Consider the following 18,166-nt stretch of genomic DNA (forward strand, 5'->3'; position numbering starts at 1 on the left):
GCCCTCATCCTACCCCGCACGCCAATAACTATCCCGTTACAGTTATACCGGTATAGTTATTGGCATGGTGGAACTCAAGACGGAACAGTCGATCGACGAGATGCGTGCCGTCGGCCGCGTCGTCGCCCACGCCCTCGCGGCCGTACGGGAGACCGCGCGGGTCGGAACCTCCCTGCTGGACCTGGACCGGGTGGCCCGCGAGGTGCTGCGCGAGGCGGGCGCGAGCTCTCCGTTCCTCGGCTACCGGCCGCGGTTCGCGCCGGTGCCCTTCCCCGCCGTGATCTGCGCGTCCGTCAACGACGCGATCGTGCACGGCATCCCCGGCGGCTACCGGCTGCGCGACGGCGACCTCGTCAGCATCGACTGCGGGGCGAAACTCGGCGGCTGGGCCGGTGACGCGGCGGTCAGCTTCACCGTCGGCCGGGCCCGCCCCGCGGACCTGCGGCTGATCGAGACCGCCGAGGCGGCCCTCGCCGCGGGCATCGCGGCCGCGGTGCCCGGCAACCGGATCGGGGACATCGCCCACGCCATCGGCACGGTCTGCCGCGCCGCCGGGTACGGCATCCCCGACGGCTTCGGCGGCCACGGCATCGGCCGCCGCATGCACGAGGACCCCGGCGTGCCCAACGAGGGGCCGCCGGGGCGCGGCATGGAGCTGCGCCCCGGCTTGGTCCTCGCGATCGAGCCGATGCTGACCGCGGGCGGCACCGACGACTACACCTGCGACGGTGACGGCTGGACCCTGCGCACCACCGACGGCAGCCGCGCCGCGCACGCGGAGCACACTGTCGCGATCACCGCCGACGGCCCGAGGATCCTCACCGCTCCCTAGGTTCCTACGGCTTGCCGTGCGGGTGGACGACCATCGCCGAGCCGCCGCCCCGGCGGCTCGTCTCGGCCGCCGCCAGCCAGCGACCGTCCGGCAGCCGCTGCACACCGGTCGCGGCGCCGATCTCCGGGTTCTGCCGGAAGCCCTGGCCGAGCGCCTCCAGCTCCGCCCGCACCGGGCTGTTCCACAGCCCCGGCTCCAGCTCGGTGGTGGTCTGGTTGCGCTGGCTGGCCCGCGGCGCGGCGATCGCGTCGACCAGCGGCAGGCCCCGGTCCAGATGGCCGGTCAGGGTCTGCAGGACGGTGGTGATGATGGTGGCGCCGCCCGGGGAGCCCACCGCGAGCACCGGCCGCCCGTGTTCCAGCACGATCGTCGGCGACATGGAGGACCGCGGCCGCTTGCCGGGACCGGGCAGGTTCGGGTCCGGGACACCGGGCACGGCCGGGGCGAAGGAGAAGTCGGTCAGCTCGTTGTTGAGGAGGAAGCCGCGGCCCGGGACGGTGATCGCGCTGCCGCCGGTGGACTCGATGGTCAGCGTGTAGGACACCACGTTGCCCCAGCGGTCGGCGACCGTCAGGTGGGTGGTGTTCTCCCCCTCGTACGTGGTCGGCGCCGCCTGGCCGCTGGTGGCGCAGGGCACCGGGTCACGCGGGTCCCCGGGGGCCAGCGGGCTGGTCAGCGTCCGGTCGGGCTTGATCAGGCAGGCCCGCGAGTCGGCGTACCGCTGGGAGAGCAGCTCCCGCGTCGGCACGTCCACGGCGGCCGGGTCGCCGACCCAGCGGCCCCGGTCGGCGAAGGAGATCCGGGAGGCCTCGATGAAGTGGTGCAGGTACTGCGCCTCGGACAGCCGCGAGAGGTCGGTCCGCTCCAGGATGTTCAGGGCCTCGCCGACGGTGGTGCCGCCGGAGGACGAGGGGGCCATGCTGTAGACGTCCAGCCCCCGGTAGCTGATCTGGGTCGGGGCCTGCCGCTTGGTCCCGTACGCGCGCAGGTCGTCGGTGGTCAGGTCGCCGGGCCGGACGTTGCGGGTGGCCGCGGGGTCCACGGGGGGCGTGCGGACGGTCCGCACGATGTCCTCGGCGATCGGGCCCCGGTAGAGCGCGCCGGTCCCCTTGCGGGCGAGTTCCGCGTACGTGGCAGCCAGGTCCGGGTTCTTGAACGTGGAGCCCACGACCGGCAGGGCGCCGCCGGGCAGGAACAGCTCCCGGGTGTCCGGGAAGTCCCGGAACCGGGCCTCGTTGGCCTCGGTCTGGGCGCGGAAGGTGGCGTCCACGGTGAAGCCGTCCCGGGCCAGTTTCTCGGCGGGCTTCAGCAGCTGGCGCAGCGGGCGGCTGCCCCAGGAGTCGAGGGCGCTCTTCCAGGTGGCGGGGGTGCCGGGCACGCCGACCCCGCGGCCGCTGGTCTGGCCCTCGGCGAACGGGATGGGGAGGCCGTTCTCCTGGAACAGCTCGGCGGTGGCCGTCACGGGGGCCGTCTCGCGGCCGTCGATGGTGTGCACGCGGCGGGACGCGGCGTCGTAGTACACGAAGTAGCCGCCTCCGCCGATGCCCGCCGAGTAGGGCTCGGTGACCCCGAGCGCGGCGGCGGTGGCGACGGCCGCGTCCACGGCGTTGCCGCCGGAGCGCAGCACGGCGATCCCGGCCCCGGAGGCGTCGGCGTCGACGCTGGCGACGGCTCCGCCGTAGCCCGCGGCCACGGGCACCTTGGGCGGGGCGGCTTCGTCCGACGGCGGAGCCGCGGCCCCGGTGGAGACGAGCGCCCCGGCGAGGGCGAGAAGCGCTAACTGACGTGCGGCGGGACCACGCATCCGGTTCCTCCAGTCGACTGCCTGTCAGACCTAGGTGGTGCAGAGTAACTTCACGGCACCCCCCGCGTCAGGAACGCCATGTGACGGCTACCATCCGCCGCATGAACGACGACGTGCGCAACATCGTGCTCGGGGTGATAGCCACCGCGTGCAGCGGCGGGTTCGGCTGGTTCACCCGGACCTACGTCTGGCGGCGCGCGCTGCGGCGCAAGCAGGCCTTCTTCGGGCTGCCTACCGGGGCCGACTGTCTGTTTGTGGTCAACCGCCAGATGGGCGGGAAGGATTCCTCCCTGCACCGCAATGACGCCTTCGCGCTGCTGGAGATATCCGCCCTGATCAAGGACTGCGGGGCGACCGTACAGGTCGTCACCCACGACACCGCCCGGCAGGGCTTCGGCGAGCGGGCCGAGTTCTGCGTCGGCGGGCCCGCCTCCAACGCCCGGACGACCGCGCACCTGGCCTCCATGCTGCCGGGGGTGCGCACCGACGTCGGCCTGGAGTCGGGCGATCCGGATCGCGGGGCCATCCGCGTCGGCGGGGAGACGTACCGCTGGGAGAAGGGCATGGTCGAGTACGTGCTGCTGGCGCGGCTGACGACCGGGCGGGGCTCCCGGCCCGTGTTCCTGCTGTCGGGGCAGACCGCCAACAGCAACCAGGCCGCCGCCCGTTATCTGGCCAAGCACCACGAACGACTGGCCCGCAAGTACGGCAGCGAGTCGTTCTGCGTGATGTTGAAGGTGATCAACTCCGATGCCTACGGGCCGGACGTGACCGAGCTGGTCGCCGACGTCACCGCGGCGGCCCGGACACCCGTAGCGGCAGCCGCGTGATCCCGTTGATGAAGTTGGAGACCAGCCGCCGGGGCGGGCCCGCGAGTTCGGGCGCGGGCATGGCCGCACACCACTCCTCGTAGAAGACGCGCAGCTGGAGCCGGGCGAAGTGCGCGCCCAGGCAGACGTGCGGGCCGTCCCCGAAGGAGACGTGCGGGTTGGGCGTCCGGCCGAGGTCGAGGCGTGCGGGGTCGGTGAAGACGCGCTCGTCGTGGTTGGCGGAGGCGTGGAAGACCACCACCTTGTCCCCCGCCCGGATGCGCTGCCCGGCCAGCTCGGTGTCGACGGCGGCGGTCCGGCGGAAGCTGAGCACCGGCGGGTGGACGCGCAGGAGCTCTTCGACGGCGCGGTCCACGGGCGCGCGGCCCTCGGCGAGCAGGGCGAAGGCCCCGGGATCGCGGGCCAGCGCGAGCAGGCCGCCGGGGGCCGCGCTGCGCACGGTGTCGTTTCCCGCGACGGTGAGCAGGAAGAAGAACATCTCCAGCTCGGCCGGGTCCAGTCCGGCCTGGGCGAGGGCCGTCATCACGTCGTCGCCGGGATGCGCACGCTTGTGGGCGGCCAGTTCGCGGGCGTACCCGAACATCTCGCCGAGCAGCGCCGGGGAGCGCGGGTTGAGCGGCTTGCCGTCGGGGCCGACCCGGGGCGCGGGCGCGTCCTCGGGATCCTGGTAGCCGATGATCCGTACGGTCCACTCGAGCAGCAGGGCGCGGTCGGCGGCCGGGACGCCCAGCAGGTCGGTGAGGTTGAGCAGCGCGTACTCGTCGGTGACGGTGCGCACCAGGTCGGCGGCGCCGTCCTCGGCCTTCTCCCGTGCGCCGGCGAGCAGGGTCCGGGCGCGTTCCCGTACCCGTCCGGCGAAGGCGTCGACGCGGGCGGGGGTGAAGGCGCGGGAGACGAGCCGCCGCAGCCGGCCGTGGTCGCCGGCGGCCTTGTCCGGGTCCTGGTTGAGCATGGTGCGGCGCAGGAAGGGCAGGTCGGCCGGGTCGGGGTCGCGGATCTGGGTGGCGCCGAGCCAGGAGGAGTACGTGCGGTGGTCGCGCAGGACGCGGACGACGTCGGCGTGCCGGGTCACCGCCCAGAAGCCGGGGCCGGCGGGCCAGCCCTGGATCTCCGGCTCGGCTTGCCAGGCCACCGGATGGTGATCGCGGAGCACCCGGTAGCGCTCGTGGGGAATGCCCTCGGCGTAGATCCGGGGGTCGAAGACGTCGGGGACGTCCGCGGCGTGGTCCATGGGGCCACCGTGACGGGTGGGCGGCCCCGCCCGCAAGGGCGCGGCCGGCCGCGGGCCGGCCGCACCTTTCAGCGCTGCGGGTCGCAGTCGGCGGACGGGAGGGCGGTGTCAGTGCCCTGCAGGGTGACCGGGCTGAGGGTTTCCGGTACGGCGGAGACGCCGATGGTGCACACCAGCTGTTTGCGGGCCAGTTCCGACAGGCTGCCCACGGCGAACGGCACACGGACCGTCAGCCCCGCGCTCGGCGAGTACTCGCTCACCCCCACGCCCGCCATCCCGGAAGTCAGCCGGGGCAGCGCCGTGGTGAGCCCGGCCTCCTGAGCCGGACCGGTGGGGCCGTTCAGCAGGAGCCCCAGGAGTCCCTCGGGCGCGATGGTGTATTCGGCGCTGATCCCGAACGGGACCGGGACGAGCCGGTCGCCCTCCTTGGAGACGAAGTAGATGACGCCGGCGGTCTTGCCGCCGGGGACCTTGGCGGTGGCGGCATGGCCGCTCTCGATCACCCCGGTGCGTTTGATCCCGCATCCGGCGAGCAGCAGGGCGCAGCCCGCCAGCGCCGCCGTGGCCGCCGTGGCCCGGGACCTCGTCCGCCCTGTCATACGCGGGCCTCCAGCGGCATGTCGAGGGTGAAGAGGGCTCCCCCGGAGGGCCTGTTGCCGGCCTGGAGGGTACCGCCGTGCAGGCGGACGTTCTCCAGGGTGATGGCGAGTCCGAGGCCGCTGCCGGCGGAGCGGGTACGGGCCGCGTCGGCCTTGAAGAAGCGGTCGAAGATGTGCGGCAGCACCTCCGGGGCGATGCCGGGCCCGCTGTCGGCGACGTCGATGAGCAGCCGTTCGCCGTCCTCGCCCGGTGCCGTCCGTACGGTGACGTGCACGGGGGCGCCGCCGTGCCGCAGGGCGTTGCCGACGAGGTTGGCGAGGACCACGTCGAAGCGGCGCGGGTCGAGCCGGGCGCGTACCCCGTACGGCAGTTCGGTGACGACGCGGTCGTCGTCCCAGCGGCGTCGTTCGAGGGACTTGCGCACGGCTTCGGCGATGTCCACGTCGTCGAGGTTGAGCTCGGCGGCCCGGGCGTCGAACCGGGAGATCTCCATCAGGTCCTCGACGAGGACGGCGAGTTTGCCGGTCTCGGCGCTGACCAGGCGCAGGGCCTTGGCCGTGTCGGCGTCGAGGTGCGCGGCGTCCTCGTCGAGGACCTCGGTCACGGCGAGCATCCCGGCGAGCGGGGTGCGCAGTTCGTGGGAGACGTCGGAGGCGAAGCGGCGGGCGCGGGTCTCCGCGTCCCGCAGCTCGCTCACCGACTGCTCCAGGGCGCGGGCGGTCTCGTTGAAGGTGCGGGCGAGTCCGGCGAGTTCGTCGGCGCCCCGGACCTCGATACGGGTGTCGAGGCGGCCGCGGCCCAGCCGCTGGGCGGCCCGGCGCATGTCGCGGACCGGCCGCAGCACGCTGCGGGCGGCCAGCAGCGCGGGAATGATGGCGATGGCCAGCCCGGGGACCGCGCCCTGCTGGGCGGCTTCGACCATGGCCTCGACGGTCTGCTTCTCGGTGGCGAGCGGGACGCAGGCGAAGAAGACGAGCCCGGTGGGTTCGGTGTAGCCGTTGTGCTCGAAGAGGGCGGGGACGCCGATCGTGAGGTACGGGGTGCCGCGCTGGTCCTCGACGCGCTGGAAGGCGGTGTACCGGCTGCTGAGGACCTTGTCGCGCAGACTGTCGGTCACGATGGTGGGGGTGGGCGAGGCCGGGTTGGTGGAGGCGCGCAGGCTGCCGTACTCGGCGAAGAGGATCCACGGGTGGGGTTTGCCGCGCTTGCCGAGGTCGATGACGATGCGCTGGAGTTCCCCCTGGGTCAGGGGAAGGCGGATCTCCTGCTGCTCGACCTGGTCCCGCAGGGAACTGATGGCGGTGTCCTGGGTCTGCTTGAGGATGGCGTTGCGCGCCTGCTGGTAGGTGAGGGCGGCCGTGCTCACCGCGCTGATCGCGGCGACCAGCAGGAAGGCCGCTATCAGCCGGGTGCGCAGCCCGAGCGGGGCTATTCGTCGCACCTCGCGCCCCCTACAGCGGACCGAAGCGATAGCCGAAGCCACGCACGGTCTGGATGTAGCGGGGGCTCTGGTCGGGGTCTTCTATCTTGTGGCGCAGCCGGCGGACGCAGGCGTCCACCAGCCGGGCGTCGGCGTGGTAGCTGTGGTCCCAGACGTACTCGAGGAGTTGCTGGCGGGAGAAGACCTGTTCGGGAGAGGCCGACAGGTGCAGCAGGAGCTTGAGCTCGCTGGGGGCGAGGGGGACGCGCTCGCCGTTCTTGGCGACGGTCAGCCCGGAGCGGTCGATGGCCAGCTCGCCGTGCTGCTCGACCTCGGGGCGGTTGCCCGCCGGGGCGGTGAGCCGGCGCAGTACGGCCTTCACCCGAGCCTCTATGACCTCGGTGCGGGCGGGCTTGACGATGTAGTCGTCGGCGCCGGCCTCCAGGCCGATGACTATGTCGAAGTCGTCGCCGCGCGCGGTGAGCATGATGATCGGCACCTCGCTTGTCTCGCGTATCCGGCGGCAGACCTGTACGCCGTTGATCCCCGGCAGCATCAGGTCGAGCAGCACCAGCTCGGGGCGGAAGCTCGCCATCAGGCCGAGTCCCGCCTCGCCGGTCTCGGCGGCGCTCACTTCGTGGCCGCGGCGGCGCAGCCCGAGGCCCACTCCTTCCCGGATGGAAGGGTCGTCCTCGATCAGCAGTACGCGTGGCATCGGGCCAGTATCCCAGGGTGGTTCAGTGCCGTCCTCCGGCTAACGGCCGATGCGCCGCCGCAGGGAGTCCAGCTGGTCGGTGATCTCCGTCAGGCGCAGCGGCCCGGCAAGGAGGACGACGACGAGCAGCAGGGCGACGGTTCCCGCCCCGACCGCGGCGAAATCGCCGAACCGGTCGGCGGCGCGGGCTGCCGCGTACCCGGCGGCGGCGGCCGGTGCGCAGGCGGCCAGCAGCCGCAGGTGGGTGCGTACGGCGGTGGCGCGCAGTTCGGTACGGGTGCCCGCGCGCGGGCCGAGGCGCCGGGCGAGGGTGCGGGCGGTCACGGCGGCGCCCGCGAGGAACGCGATGGAGGAGGCCGCGGCCATGCCGGTGACCGCCCAGCGCGGGGACAGCAGGAAGTAGGCGGCGGCCGACAGCCCGGCGTTGAGCGCGGCGATGGTGAGGTTGAGGAAGAAGGGGGTCCGGGTGTCGGACAGGGCGTAGAAGCCGCGCGAGAGGACGTACTGCGCGGAGAAGGCGATCAGGCCGGGCGCGAAGGCCACCAGCATGCCCGCCATGACCTCGACGTCGGCGGCGCCGGTGCGGCCGTAGCCGAAGACGGCGCCGATCACCCAGGGTGCGAGGGCCGCGAAGAGCGCGGCGGCGGGTACGACGAGCGCGGCGCTGGAGCGCAGCGCGTAGGAGATGTCCTTGCGCACGCCCGTGAGGTCGCCGTCCGAGGCTGCCGAGCTCATCCGGGGCATCAGGGCGGTGACGAGGGAGACGGTGATGATGCCCTGCGGGACGATCCACAGCTGGTAGGCGTTGCTGTAGGCGGTGTAGCCTGCGCCGCCCGCGAGCCCGGCGTCGACGGCCTGCTGTCCGGTGGTGGTGGAGAGCCGGGTGACGACCCAGTAGGCGATCTGGTTGGTCAGGACGAGCATGACCGTCCAGCCCGCGTTGCGCAGCGGCCGGCCGAGGCCGCTGCCGCGCCAGTCGAAGCGGGGGCGCCAGCGGAAGCGGGCGGCGCGCAGCGACGGGACGAGGGCGAGGGCCTGGATGACGATGCCGGCGGTGGTGCCGAGGCCCAGCAGCCGGGTCTCGGCGGCCGTGAGACCGTTCGCCGCGTCGTGGGAGACGTACAGGAAGAGCCCGAAGACGCCGATGATCACGAAGTTGTTGAGGACCGGGGTCCACATCATCGCGCCGAACCGCCCGCGCGCATTGAGTACCTGGCCGAGCAGGGTGAAGAGGCCGTAGAAGAGGATCTGCGGCAGGCAGTACCGGGCCAGGGCCACGGTGGTGCTCGCCTGGGCGCCGCTGTAGTCGGTGTACGCCGAGACGATCAGCGGCGCGGCCAGGACGGCCACCGCGGTGAGCGTCACGAGCGCCGCGGTGCAGGCGGTGAGCAGCCGGTCGGTGTAGGCGGCTCCGCCGTCCCGGTGCTCCTTGGCCGCGCGGACCAGCTCGGGCACGAAGACGGCGTTGAGCGCGCCGCCGATGAGCAGCATGTAGATGATGTTCGGGACCGTGTTGGCGACGGCGTAGCTGTCGCCGAGCAGTCCGGTGCCCAGCGCCGCGACGACGACGGCTGAGCGGACGAAGCCGGTGGCGCGGGAGACGACCGAGCCGGCCGCCATGAGCGCACCACTGCGCAGCACCGAGGTCTTCGCCGGTGCCGCGCCGCTTCCGGTGTGCTCGGCGGCCTGTCTGGTGTCGGTGGCCGTCACCTGCGGGCCAGGTATGCCTGGAACGCCTTGTAGAGCGCCGTGTTGGCGACTCCGTCCATCGGTATCTCCCACTCTCCGAGCGTCTCGACGACCTGTCCGCCGGTGCCGAGCTTCCAGCGCAGCAGCCCGAAAGAACGTTCGTCGGGGTCGAGGGTGGAGGGTACCCCGCGCATGTCGTATTCGTCGGCTCCGAGGGCATGGGCGTCGCACATCATGCGCCACTGCAGGGCGTTGCTGGGGCGGACCTCGCGCCGGTGGTCGGCGGAGGCGCCGGTCTGGTACCAGACCCGGCTCCCGGCGACGATCATCGTGTGGGCGGCGAGGATCTCGCCCTGGTGGATGCCCAGGTAGAGCCGCATCCGGCCCGGTTCCTCGGCGTTGAGGACCTGGTACTGCTGCTCGTAGTACGCCAGCGAGCGGCCGAGCCGGAAGCCGTCGCGCTCCTCGGTGATCCGCAGCAGCCGGTAGAACTCGGGCAGGTCGGCGGCGCCGCCGACGACCGTCTCCACACCGGCCTTGGTGGCCTTGCGCACGTTGCGGCGCCACTCCTGGTTCAGGCCCGACCACAGCTCGTCGCGGGTGCGGCCGGCCAGCGGCACCCGGAAGACGTGGCGGGGCTGGGCGTCGCCGTCGTCCTCGCCGCCGCAGCGCTTCCAGCCGCGGGTGCGCAGCCGGTCGGCGAGGGCGGCGCCGACCGGGTCCACCTCGGTGGCGAGGACGTCGGATATCTGCCGGCCGGGCCCCGTGGCGGACTTGGCGGTGGCCGCGTCCCAGCGCCGGTAGGCGGGGGTGGGGCCGATGCGGACCGCGAAGGCTCCGGCCGCCCTGAGGTGGCGCATGAGCGGGGTGAGCCAGCGGTCGACGTGCGGGTCGGACCAATCGGCGACGGGACCCTCGGGGAGGTAGGCGAAATATTTGCGGGTGCCCGGGAATTGGCGGTAGAGAACGAGCCCGGCACCTTCGATTTCACCGCCGGGGTAGTGCCATCCGACCCTTTCCGCGCGCCAAAGGTCCTTTACCGAGGCCCATGACGGGTACTGGAGAAAGCTCGCCCGGCCGTGCCGGGAAAGGAACGCCTGGTATTCCGGGACGGACAGGGTGCGCACCGTCAGCTCCCGGTCCTGGCTCTGGTGCTGGTGCTGGGTGGGGGTCACGAGCAGTGCACACATGGCTGATCGGCCTTCCGGTACGTCCGGCGGGGGGCCGGGAGGATCGGGACGCACAGGACTCTCACAGCTGTCCATGACCGGACCGCGCGGCGATTGTGACCGGACGATGACCGTTCTGCTGCGGTCCATGTCACAACCGAAAGCACGATTATTTCCGCGGATTGCGCAACCTAGAGTCGTGCTGTTCGCATCTACGTTTGCGAACGATCATTACTTGGGAGGGATTTTCGTTGAGCCGCATACGCCGTACCGCCCTGGCGAGCACCGCACTTCTGGCCGCCGCGCTGACCGCATGCTCGGGCGGCAGCGGGAGCGGGGGCGGTGCGAACGGCAAGGCCGAGCTGAAGCCGAAGGCCGACATGGCGGTCTCGGTGAACCTCACGGGCGATCAGGTCAAGGCGGGCGAGCCCGTCACGGTGACCATCGCCGAGGGCAAGCTGGCCCAGGTGAAGGTGACCGACGCCAAGGGCGCGGAGCTGCCGGGGAAGATATCCGACGACGGCAGGACCTGGACCTCGGAGCGCAACGCCGCACCCGGCTCGGAGTACAAGGTCGAGGCCCAGAACACCGAGAGCCAGAGCGCCGGCACGCAGTTCAAGACCGGCGCCGCCGACAAGGTGAACAAGGTCTCGATCAACATCCCCAAGGGCAGCACGGTGGGCGTGGCGATGCCGGTGTCGCTCGTGTTCGACAACCCGGTGACGAACAAGGCCGCGGTGGAGAAGCAGCTCAAGGTCACCACCTCGGACAACACCGAGGGCTCCTGGGGCTGGATCAAGGACTACTCCGGCAACGACCGTGTCGACTGGCGGCCCAAGGACTACTGGAAGTCCGGCACGGACGTGAAGGTCGAGATGAACCTGAACGGCGTGGACTCCGGCAAGGGCGGCGGCATGTTCGCCCGTGACTACAACACCGAGTTCAAGATCGGCAAGGACCGCCGGATCGAGGTCAGCCTCGACGGCAAGAAGATGTCGGTGACCGAGGACGGCCAGACGCAGAAGACGATCCCGGTCTCGGCCGGCACTCCGGGCGGCAAGAAGGCTTCCTGGTCCGGGAAGATGGTGATCATGACCAAGGAGGGCACCATCCGGATGGACTCCCAGACGGTGGGCCTGGACGACGCCTACGACAAGATGGTCGACTACTCGATGCGGCTGACCTGGTCGGGCATGTACGCGCACGCCGCGCCGTGGAACGCCGGCAACTTCGGCCGCGCCAACACCAGTTCCGGCTGCGTGGGAATGAGCGACTCCGACGCCAAGGACTTCTTCGCGAAGTCCCAGATCGGCGACCCCTTCGAGGTGGTCGGGTCCGGCTCCAAGGGCAACGCCGAGCTCGGCAACGGCTACGGGGAGTGGAACCTCTCCTGGGACGACTGGAAGGCCAAGAGCGCCGTGACCGGGACCGCGCAGAACGGCTGAGCGCACACGCGCGCGCCGGCGTCGGCCACCCTTCCGCTGAATCTCGTTCAATTGTTACCACCACGTAACTTACTCACGAGTTACCCCCAGTAACCCCCTCCCGTTACCGTCGGGTCACTTTGACAACCCGGCGTACGCGAGGAGTGATTGATGGAACGCACCACCACCGCCGCAGCCGTGGCAGCCCTGCTGGCGGCAGCCGCCCTGGGCCTGGCCCCCCACCAGGCCCAGGCGGCTCCCGCCGGCACCGTGGCGATCACCGCCGACGCCTCCGCAGCCCCGTCGGGGCTGAGCTTCCACGACATCCCCGGCTCCGGCGGCATCACCCTCAAGGGCAACGTCTTCGCGCCGTCGGGCGCCGAGACCGGCCGGAAGTACCCGCTGATCGTGCTGCCCACCAGCTGGGGCATGCCGCAGATCGAATACATCGCCCAGGCCAAGAAACTCGCCGACTCCGGCTATGTCGTGGTCAGTTACACCTCCCGCGGCTTCTGGCTCTCCGGCGGGCAGATCGAGGTGGCCGGTCCCCCGGACATCGCGGACGTCTCGGCCGTCATCGACTGGGCCCTGGCCAGCACCGCCGCCGACGCGGACCACATCGGCCTCGGCGGGGTCTCGTACGGCGCCGGCATCAGCCTGCTGGCCTCCGCGCACGACCCGCGCATCAAGGCCGTGGTCGCGATGAGCGGCTGGGCCGACCTCATCGAGTCCATCTACTCCGGCCGCACCCAGCACCTGCAGGCCGCCGGGATGCTCGGCGCCGCCGGTTACCTCACCGGCCGTCCCGGACCCGAACTCCAGTCGATCCTCGGCGACTTCCTCGGCTCCCGGCTGGACCGGGAGCAGCAGATGATCGAGTGGGGCAGGAAGCGTTCGGCCGCCGAGCAAGTGGACCGGATCAACGCCAACGGCGCCGCGATCATGCTGGGCAACGCCTGGGGCGACACCATCTTCCCGCCCAACCAGTACGCGAAGTTCTACGAGCGGCTGACCGGTCCCAAGCGCCTGGAGTTCCGCCCCGGCGACCACGCCACCGCCGAGGGCACCGGACTGCTCGGCCTGCCCAACGACACCTGGACCAACGCCCACCGCTGGTTCGACCGCTACCTCAAGGGCGAGCGCAACGGGGTGGACACCGAGGCCCCGGTGCAGATCAAGTCCCGCAGCAACGAAGGCTACGAGGGCTACGCCGACTGGAAGTCGGTCGGCTCCGCCGGCACCGAGAAGCTCGCGCTCTCCGACAGCGAGCACCTCTTCGCCAACGTGGACTCCGGCGCCAACGGCGGCATCATCTTCCTCTCCAGCATCCTCGACCAGTTCGTCAAGGCGCCGCCGGCCGCCTCCATCCCCCTCCTCCCCCGCGCCTTCGCCGCCGTCTGGCAGTCCGGGCGCTACGACGAGCCGCGCCGGATCCGCGGCACGGTCGAACTGCACACCACCGTCACGCCCACCAAGGCCGACGGCACCTTCGTCGCGTACCTCTACGACGTCGGCCCGCTCGGCATCGGCAAGCTCGTCAGCAACGCCCCGTACACCTTCCACGGCCGCGCCCCCGGGCAGGCCTTCGGCGTGGACCTGGAGCTGTTCTCCACCGCCTACGACGTGCCCGAGGGCCACCGGCTCGCCCTCGTCGTCGACACCGTGGACCCGCTCTACATCGAGCACAACCCCACCGGCGCGCAGCTGACCTTCTCCTCACCGGGCACCGATCCCAGTTACGTCTCGGTGCCACTGCGCGAGCAGTGATCCACGGCTGCTGCCGGGTGGGGGTGGCTCGTCGGAGCTACCGGCGACCCGGCAGCACCGTTTCCTGTGCGGCCGCAGCCACCTCCACCGCGCTCGTCTTCGGGCTGCGCCGCTCCCGCCTCGCCACCCACGTGGCGAACCAGGACAACAGCATGCACATCCCGATGTAGATCGGGGAGATGATCATCACGACGGGAATGAAGGGCAGGTCGTAGTCGAGGTTCGAGGCGATCAGCTTGCCCGCGTGCAGGAACTCCTCATAGGTGATCAGGTATCCGAGCGAGGTGTCCTTCAGCGCCACCACCAGCTGGCTGATGATCGCGGGCAGCATCGCCCGGACCGCCTGCGGGGCGAGGACGAAGGTCATCACCTGTGTCTTTCGCATGCCCAGCGCGTACGCCGCTTCGCGCTGCCCCCTTTCCACCGAGTTGATGCCCGTACGGAAGACCTCGGCGAGCACCGAGCCGTTGTACAGGGTCAGTCCCGCCACCAGCGCGGGCAGCGGCTGGACCTGCAGCGCGACGAAGATGAAGAAGATCATCACCAGCACCGGCATGGCCCGGAAGAACTCCACGCACAGGGTGGCCAGCCAGCGCGCCGGCCGGTGGACCGAGAGTCTGCCGCTGGCCAGCACCGCCCCGAACACCAGGGACAGCACCGAGGCGTACGCGAAGGCCTTGAGCGTGTTCCCCAGCCCCCGGAGCAGCAGCTCCTGGATGCCCTCGTACCTGAAGGGGCCCCACTTGGCGGCGGTGAACTGGTTCGTGTCGAAGAGCAGGTAGACGAGCCAGCCGACCAGGGCGAGGATCACCACGGTCGAGGCGATCCCGTAGAGGAAGTGCCGGCGCTGGGCGCGCGGGCCCGGGATGTCGTAGAGGGCCGTGGACTCCAGGTCCCCGTGGAGCGCGTGCGCGGTCATCGGGCGACTCCGTAGCGCTTCTCCAGCACGTTGAAGAGCGCGCTGATGGACAAGGTGATGATCAGGTAGCCGACGGCGATCCAGAAGAAGGTCCAGACGATGCTGTAACCGAGTTCGTTGAGGGTTTTGTAGGTGCCCAGCAGCTCGTTGACGCTGAACGCGCCGGCGATCGCGGAGTTTTTGGCCAGCGCGATCAGCGTGGAGCCGATGGGCGGGATGACGGAGCGGAAGGCCTGCGGCAGGACCACGGTGCCCAGCGTCTGGCCGAAGTTCATGCCGAGGCTGCGGGCCGCCTCGCCCTGCCCCTTGGGCACGGTGTTGATGCCCGAGCGCAGCACCTCGCAGATGAAGGCGGAGGTGTAGCAGCCGAGCGCCAGGATGGCGAAGAGCTGGAACGGCAGGACGATCCCGAAACGGGGCAGGCCCAGCAGCACGGCGAAGAAGAGCAGGGTGAGCGGGGTGTTGCGCAGGACCGTGACCCAGACCGTGCCGAAGACCCGGAAGGAGCCGACCGGGGCGACCCGGAAGGAGGCCATGACGAAGCCCAGGACCAGGGCGAGGAGGGAGGCGTAGACGGTCAGCTGGACGGTGCCCAGGAAGCCCTTTCCGTAGACCGCGAAGTTCTCGGTGAGTACGTCCATGTCGGTGCCTTCTCCCTCAGCTCGCGGGGTAGCGGTCGATGGGGGGCGGCGTCGGGGCCGGCACGCCGGACAGGCCGAGCGTGGCCGCGTAGGCGCGTTTCCAGTTGCCGTTCTTCTCCTGGGCCTCCAGGGCGTCGTCGAGGGCGAAGCGCAGGGCGTTGTCGCTGCGGGGGACGCCGATGCCGTAGGGCTCCTTGGAGAAGGGCTCGCCGACCACCTTGAGCTCCTCGGGGACCTTGGCCGCGTAGCCGAGGAGGATGGAGTCGTCGGTGGAGACGGCGTCGACCTGGTAGGTGAGCAGGTTGTCCACGCAGGCCGAGTAGGTGTCGTAGGTGACGAGGACCGCCTTCGGGAACTCCTTCTGGAGCCGCTGGTACGGGGTGGAGCCGGCGGCCGAGCAGACCTTCTTGCCCGCGAGGTCCTGGGGGCCCTTGATGTCCTTCTCGTTCCTGCGGACCAGCAGGGACTGGCCGGCCAGGAAGTAGGGGCCGGCGAAGCCGACCTGCTTCTTGCGGTTGTCGTTGATCGTGTAGGTGCCGACGTAGTAGTCGATCTGGCCGTTCTGCAGGGCCGTCTCGCGGTTGGCGGAGGCGATCGTCCTGAACTCGATGGTCTTGGGGTCGAAGCCGAGCGAGGCCGACATCATCTTGGCGATCTCGATGTCGAAGCCGGAGTAGCGGCCGCTGGCCGGGTCCTTCTCCCCCATGTACGGCTGGTCCTCCTTGGCGCCGACGACGAGGTGGCCCCGGCGCCTGGCCTTCTCCCAGGTGCGGGACTCGGGCAGCCGGAACGCCGTGTCGACCTGGTACGCCGGCAGGGCCTCGGGCTGCGGCCCCTTGACCGGGGGGCTGCCGGGCTTGCCGCAGCCGACGGCGGCCACCGCGATCAGGAGCACCGTGAGGGCGCGGATCGAGATCATCGGACGGGCCCCCTCAATGCTTCAGGATCTTGGAGAGGAAGTCCTTCGCCCGGGCGCTCTCGGGGGCGGTGAAGAACTCCTCCGGGGTCCGGTTCTCGACGATCCTGCCGTCGGCCATGAACACGACGCTGTTGGCGGCGGAGCGGGCGAAGCCCATCTCGTGGGTGACCACGACCATGGTCATGCCCTCGGCGGCGAGCTGCTGCATGACCTCCAGCACCTCGTTGATCATCTCCGGGTCGAGCGCGGAGGTGGGCTCGTCGAAGAGCAGGGCCTTGGGGTTCATGGCGAGGGCGCGGGCGATGGCCACGCGCTGCTGCTGGCCGCCGGAGAGCTGGGCGGGGAACTTGGGGGCCTGGTCCGCGAGGCCGACGCGCTCCAGCAGCTCCCGGGAGCGCTTGTCCGCCTCTTCCCTCTTGCGGCCGCGGACCTTGATCTGGGCGAGCGAGACGTTGGCGAGGACCGTCTTGTGCGCGAAGAGGTTGAAGGACTGGAAGACCATCCCTACCTCGGCCCGCAGCCGGGCCAGTTCCTTGCCCTCGTCGGGCAGCGGCTCCCCGTCGATCAGGATGGTGCCCGATTCGATGGTCTCCAGCCGGTTGATCGCCCGGCACAGTGTCGATTTCCCGGAGCCGGAGGGGCCGATGATCACCACCACCTCCCCGCGGCCGACGGTGAGGTTGATGTCCTGCAGGACGTGCAGCGTCCCGTAGTACTTGTTGACGTCCCGCAGCTCGATCAACGGATCGACGGCCATGCGCTGCCCTGCCCACTTGTCGGTGTGTCGAGGTCTGCGCAAACTATCCAGCCCAGGAAGGGCACTTCGCCTCGACACGCTTAAAGGGGCATAAACGCCACATAAACCTCTACATCGATCAGCCTTCGGAGGATTCGGCGTACGCCTGGCTGAGCTCGGGGGATCCGGTCATCGCCCAGGACACCCCCGCCTCGATCACGTTCAGCTCGCGGCCCGAGGCCAGCCGGATCACCGGCTGACCGTTGGGCCACACCTGCCAGGCCGCCCCCGGGACCGTGCGGATGATCACGGTCCCGAGGTAGAAGCCCGCGTCGTTGCCGAGCCACGGCACGATCTCGGGATCCCGCCGCCAGCGCGGCATCAGCTGGTCGAGCGCTTCCAACGAGGCCCGGCTCTCGTCGAGTTCGAGTCCGGCCGCCCTCGCCTGGACGCGCAGCATCTCGCACTCCGAGAACAACTCGGCGATGCCCTCGGGATCATCGGCGAGGGCCGCGGCAAGACCCGCGGTCCGTTCCGTTTCGTGCCGGTTCAGCCAGTTGCCCAGGAAAGGGATGTTCATACCGCCCAGCGTCGCACCAGGATCCGCCGCTGGCCACAGGGCGCGCCTGGATCCGCGGGCCCGGATCGGGTCCTGGCGACCCCAGGACACTGGCGACCCCTAGCGGTCGAGGTCCAGGTCGACGACGACCGGCGCGTGGTCGGACGCGCCCTTGCCCTTGCGCTCCTCGCGGTCGACGTAGGCGTCGGTGACGGCCTTGCCGAAGGGCTCGTTCCCGTACACCAGGTCGATGCGCATGCCCCTGTTCTTGGGGAAGGCGAGCTGGCGGTAGTCCCAGTACGTGTAAGGCCGGTCGTACTTGAGGGGGCGCGGCAGCACGTCGGAGAGCCCGGCCGCCCGCAGCGCCTCCAGCGCGGCCCGCTCGGCGGGGGTGACGTGGGTGAGGCCCTCGAAGACCGCCGGGTCGTACACGTCCTCGTCGGTCGGGGCCACGTTGAAGTCGCCGAGCACCGCGAAGGGGCGGGGGCCGGCCGCGTCCTCGGCGACGGCCTCGGTCAGCGAGCGGAACCAGTTCAGCTTGTAGCCGTAGTGGTCGTGCTCGACCTCGCGGCCGTTGGGCACGTACACCGACCAGAGGCGCACTCCGCCACAGGTGGCGGAGATCGCGCGGGGCTCCTGGACGCCCTCGTAGTCGGGCCCGCCGGGCAGGCCCGTGACCACGTCGTCAAGGCCGACCTTGGAGACCAGGGCAACGCCGTTCCACCGGCCGGTGGCGTTGACGGCCGACTCGTAGCCGAGTTCGCGCAGCTCCGCGTGCGGGAACTGTTCCGCGGAGCACTTGGTCTCCTGGACGCACAGGACATCCGTGCCGGAGCTCTCCAGCCAGGCCAGCAGGCGCGGCAGCCGGGCGGTGATGGAGTTGACGTTGAAGGTGGCGATACGCATGCGTC

General features: G+C 70.9%; 17 protein-coding genes. 4 read left to right on the forward strand and 13 right to left on the reverse strand.

Going from position 1 to position 18,166, the window contains the following annotated elements; genetic code table 11:
* The first annotated feature begins 64 nt into the window (after positions 1-64).
* Entirely contained in the window at positions 65-832 is a 768-nt protein-coding gene (gene map, locus OHA89_RS08460) for a type I methionyl aminopeptidase (protein WP_406365804.1), read from the forward strand.
* A 4-nt stretch (positions 833-836) separates the two neighbouring features.
* Here map and ggt read toward each other — a convergent pair whose 3' ends face one another.
* Complete coding sequence (ggt, locus tag OHA89_RS08465) at positions 837-2,636, reverse strand: gamma-glutamyltransferase (protein ID WP_406365805.1); 1,800 nt, start codon at positions 2,634-2,636, stop codon at positions 837-839.
* Between the two features lie 101 nt (positions 2,637-2,737).
* On the opposite strand from ggt, the gene OHA89_RS08470 reads away from it, so the two are divergent.
* Positions 2,738-3,466 (forward strand): hypothetical protein, encoded by a 729-nt coding sequence (locus OHA89_RS08470; protein ID WP_406365806.1) that lies wholly within the window; start codon positions 2,738-2,740, stop codon positions 3,464-3,466.
* Here the strand turns inward: OHA89_RS08470 and OHA89_RS08475 are convergent.
* From OHA89_RS08475 to OHA89_RS08500, 6 genes are all read right to left on the reverse strand, one after another.
* Entirely contained in the window at positions 3,426-4,697 is a 1,272-nt protein-coding gene (locus tag OHA89_RS08475) for a cytochrome P450 (protein WP_266613937.1), read from the reverse strand. The two genes, OHA89_RS08470 and OHA89_RS08475, sit on opposite strands and share 41 nt — an antisense overlap.
* Before the next feature lie 68 nt (positions 4,698-4,765).
* A complete protein-coding gene (locus OHA89_RS08480; protein ID WP_266613938.1) occupies positions 4,766-5,296 on the reverse strand; it encodes a hypothetical protein in 531 nt (176 codons plus the stop codon).
* Positions 5,293-6,738 (reverse strand): HAMP domain-containing sensor histidine kinase, encoded by a 1,446-nt coding sequence (locus OHA89_RS08485; protein WP_257553482.1) that lies wholly within the window; start codon positions 6,736-6,738, stop codon positions 5,293-5,295. The genes OHA89_RS08480 and OHA89_RS08485 overlap by 4 nt, the downstream gene beginning before the upstream one ends.
* Before the next feature lie 10 nt (positions 6,739-6,748).
* Positions 6,749-7,432 (reverse strand): response regulator transcription factor, encoded by a 684-nt coding sequence (locus OHA89_RS08490; RefSeq protein ID WP_266613939.1) that lies wholly within the window; start codon positions 7,430-7,432, stop codon positions 6,749-6,751.
* A 39-nt stretch (positions 7,433-7,471) separates the two neighbouring features.
* A complete protein-coding gene (gene murJ, locus OHA89_RS08495; RefSeq protein ID WP_406365807.1) occupies positions 7,472-9,142 on the reverse strand; it encodes a murein biosynthesis integral membrane protein MurJ in 1,671 nt (556 codons plus the stop codon).
* A complete protein-coding gene (locus tag OHA89_RS08500) occupies positions 9,139-10,311 on the reverse strand; it encodes a peptidoglycan bridge formation glycyltransferase FemA/FemB family protein (RefSeq protein ID WP_257553484.1) in 1,173 nt (390 codons plus the stop codon). Before OHA89_RS08500 ends, murJ begins: the two co-directional genes overlap by 4 nt.
* A gap of 230 nt (positions 10,312-10,541) precedes the next feature.
* Between OHA89_RS08500 and OHA89_RS08505 the strand changes: the two genes are divergently transcribed.
* Positions 10,542-11,735, forward strand: coding sequence for an Ig-like domain-containing protein (locus OHA89_RS08505; RefSeq protein ID WP_257553485.1), 1,194 nt, complete (start codon positions 10,542-10,544; stop codon positions 11,733-11,735).
* A gap of 150 nt (positions 11,736-11,885) precedes the next feature.
* Positions 11,886-13,481, forward strand: a complete 1,596-nt coding sequence (locus OHA89_RS08510; protein WP_266613940.1) for a CocE/NonD family hydrolase — start codon at positions 11,886-11,888, stop codon at positions 13,479-13,481.
* Positions 13,482-13,518: 37 nt separating this feature from the next.
* Here OHA89_RS08510 and OHA89_RS08515 read toward each other — a convergent pair whose 3' ends face one another.
* The 6 genes from OHA89_RS08515 to OHA89_RS08540 form a co-directional block, all read right to left on the reverse strand.
* Positions 13,519-14,400 carry an amino acid ABC transporter permease gene (locus OHA89_RS08515; RefSeq protein ID WP_266613941.1) on the reverse strand — a complete coding sequence of 294 codons (882 nt, stop codon included), beginning with the start codon at positions 14,398-14,400 and terminating at the stop codon, positions 13,519-13,521.
* Positions 14,397-15,041, reverse strand: coding sequence for an amino acid ABC transporter permease (locus OHA89_RS08520; protein WP_266613943.1), 645 nt, complete (start codon positions 15,039-15,041; stop codon positions 14,397-14,399). Before OHA89_RS08520 ends, OHA89_RS08515 begins: the two co-directional genes overlap by 4 nt.
* Positions 15,042-15,057: 16 nt before the next feature.
* On the reverse strand, positions 15,058-15,960 hold the full coding sequence (locus OHA89_RS08525) for a glutamate ABC transporter substrate-binding protein (RefSeq protein ID WP_406365808.1): 903 nt from the start codon (positions 15,958-15,960) through the stop codon (positions 15,058-15,060).
* Between the two features lie 13 nt (positions 15,961-15,973).
* Positions 15,974-16,717 carry an amino acid ABC transporter ATP-binding protein gene (locus OHA89_RS08530; protein ID WP_215145683.1) on the reverse strand — a complete coding sequence of 248 codons (744 nt, stop codon included), beginning with the start codon at positions 16,715-16,717 and terminating at the stop codon, positions 15,974-15,976.
* Positions 16,718-16,835: 118 nt separating this feature from the next.
* Entirely contained in the window at positions 16,836-17,276 is a 441-nt protein-coding gene (locus OHA89_RS08535) for a DUF6278 family protein (protein WP_257553490.1), read from the reverse strand.
* A 99-nt stretch (positions 17,277-17,375) separates the two neighbouring features.
* Positions 17,376-18,161 (reverse strand): exodeoxyribonuclease III, encoded by a 786-nt coding sequence (locus OHA89_RS08540; RefSeq protein ID WP_215145687.1) that lies wholly within the window; start codon positions 18,159-18,161, stop codon positions 17,376-17,378.
* Between the last annotated feature and the right edge of the window lie 5 nt (positions 18,162-18,166).

Origin of the sequence: Streptomyces sp. NBC_01546 (genome assembly GCF_045208355.1) — a bacterium.
Classification (GTDB): Bacteria; Actinomycetota; Actinomycetes; order Streptomycetales; family Streptomycetaceae; genus Streptomyces.

Excerpts from the sequence above, each read along its gene's own strand:
- map (WP_406365804.1), top strand. The coding sequence starts at position 65 with ATGGTGGAACTCAAGACGGAACAGTCGATCGACGAGATGCGTGCCGTC.
- ggt (WP_406365805.1), bottom strand. The coding sequence starts at position 2,636 with ATGCGTGGTCCCGCCGCACGTCAGTTAGCGCTTCTCGCCCTCGCCGGG.
- OHA89_RS08470 (WP_406365806.1), top strand. The coding sequence starts at position 2,738 with ATGAACGACGACGTGCGCAACATCGTGCTCGGGGTGATAGCCACCGCG.
- OHA89_RS08475 (WP_266613937.1), bottom strand. The coding sequence starts at position 4,697 with ATGGACCACGCCGCGGACGTCCCCGACGTCTTCGACCCCCGGATCTAC.
- OHA89_RS08480 (WP_266613938.1), bottom strand. The coding sequence starts at position 5,296 with ATGACAGGGCGGACGAGGTCCCGGGCCACGGCGGCCACGGCGGCGCTG.
- OHA89_RS08490 (WP_266613939.1), bottom strand. The coding sequence starts at position 7,432 with ATGCCACGCGTACTGCTGATCGAGGACGACCCTTCCATCCGGGAAGGA.
- OHA89_RS08500 (WP_257553484.1), bottom strand. The coding sequence starts at position 10,311 with ATGTGTGCACTGCTCGTGACCCCCACCCAGCACCAGCACCAGAGCCAG.
- OHA89_RS08510 (WP_266613940.1), top strand. The coding sequence starts at position 11,886 with ATGGAACGCACCACCACCGCCGCAGCCGTGGCAGCCCTGCTGGCGGCA.
- OHA89_RS08515 (WP_266613941.1), bottom strand. The coding sequence starts at position 14,400 with ATGACCGCGCACGCGCTCCACGGGGACCTGGAGTCCACGGCCCTCTAC.
- OHA89_RS08520 (WP_266613943.1), bottom strand. The coding sequence starts at position 15,041 with ATGGACGTACTCACCGAGAACTTCGCGGTCTACGGAAAGGGCTTCCTG.
- OHA89_RS08525 (WP_406365808.1), bottom strand. The coding sequence starts at position 15,960 with ATGATCTCGATCCGCGCCCTCACGGTGCTCCTGATCGCGGTGGCCGCC.
- OHA89_RS08530 (WP_215145683.1), bottom strand. The coding sequence starts at position 16,717 with ATGGCCGTCGATCCGTTGATCGAGCTGCGGGACGTCAACAAGTACTAC.
- OHA89_RS08535 (WP_257553490.1), bottom strand. The coding sequence starts at position 17,276 with ATGAACATCCCTTTCCTGGGCAACTGGCTGAACCGGCACGAAACGGAA.
- OHA89_RS08540 (WP_215145687.1), bottom strand. The coding sequence starts at position 18,161 with ATGCGTATCGCCACCTTCAACGTCAACTCCATCACCGCCCGGCTGCCG.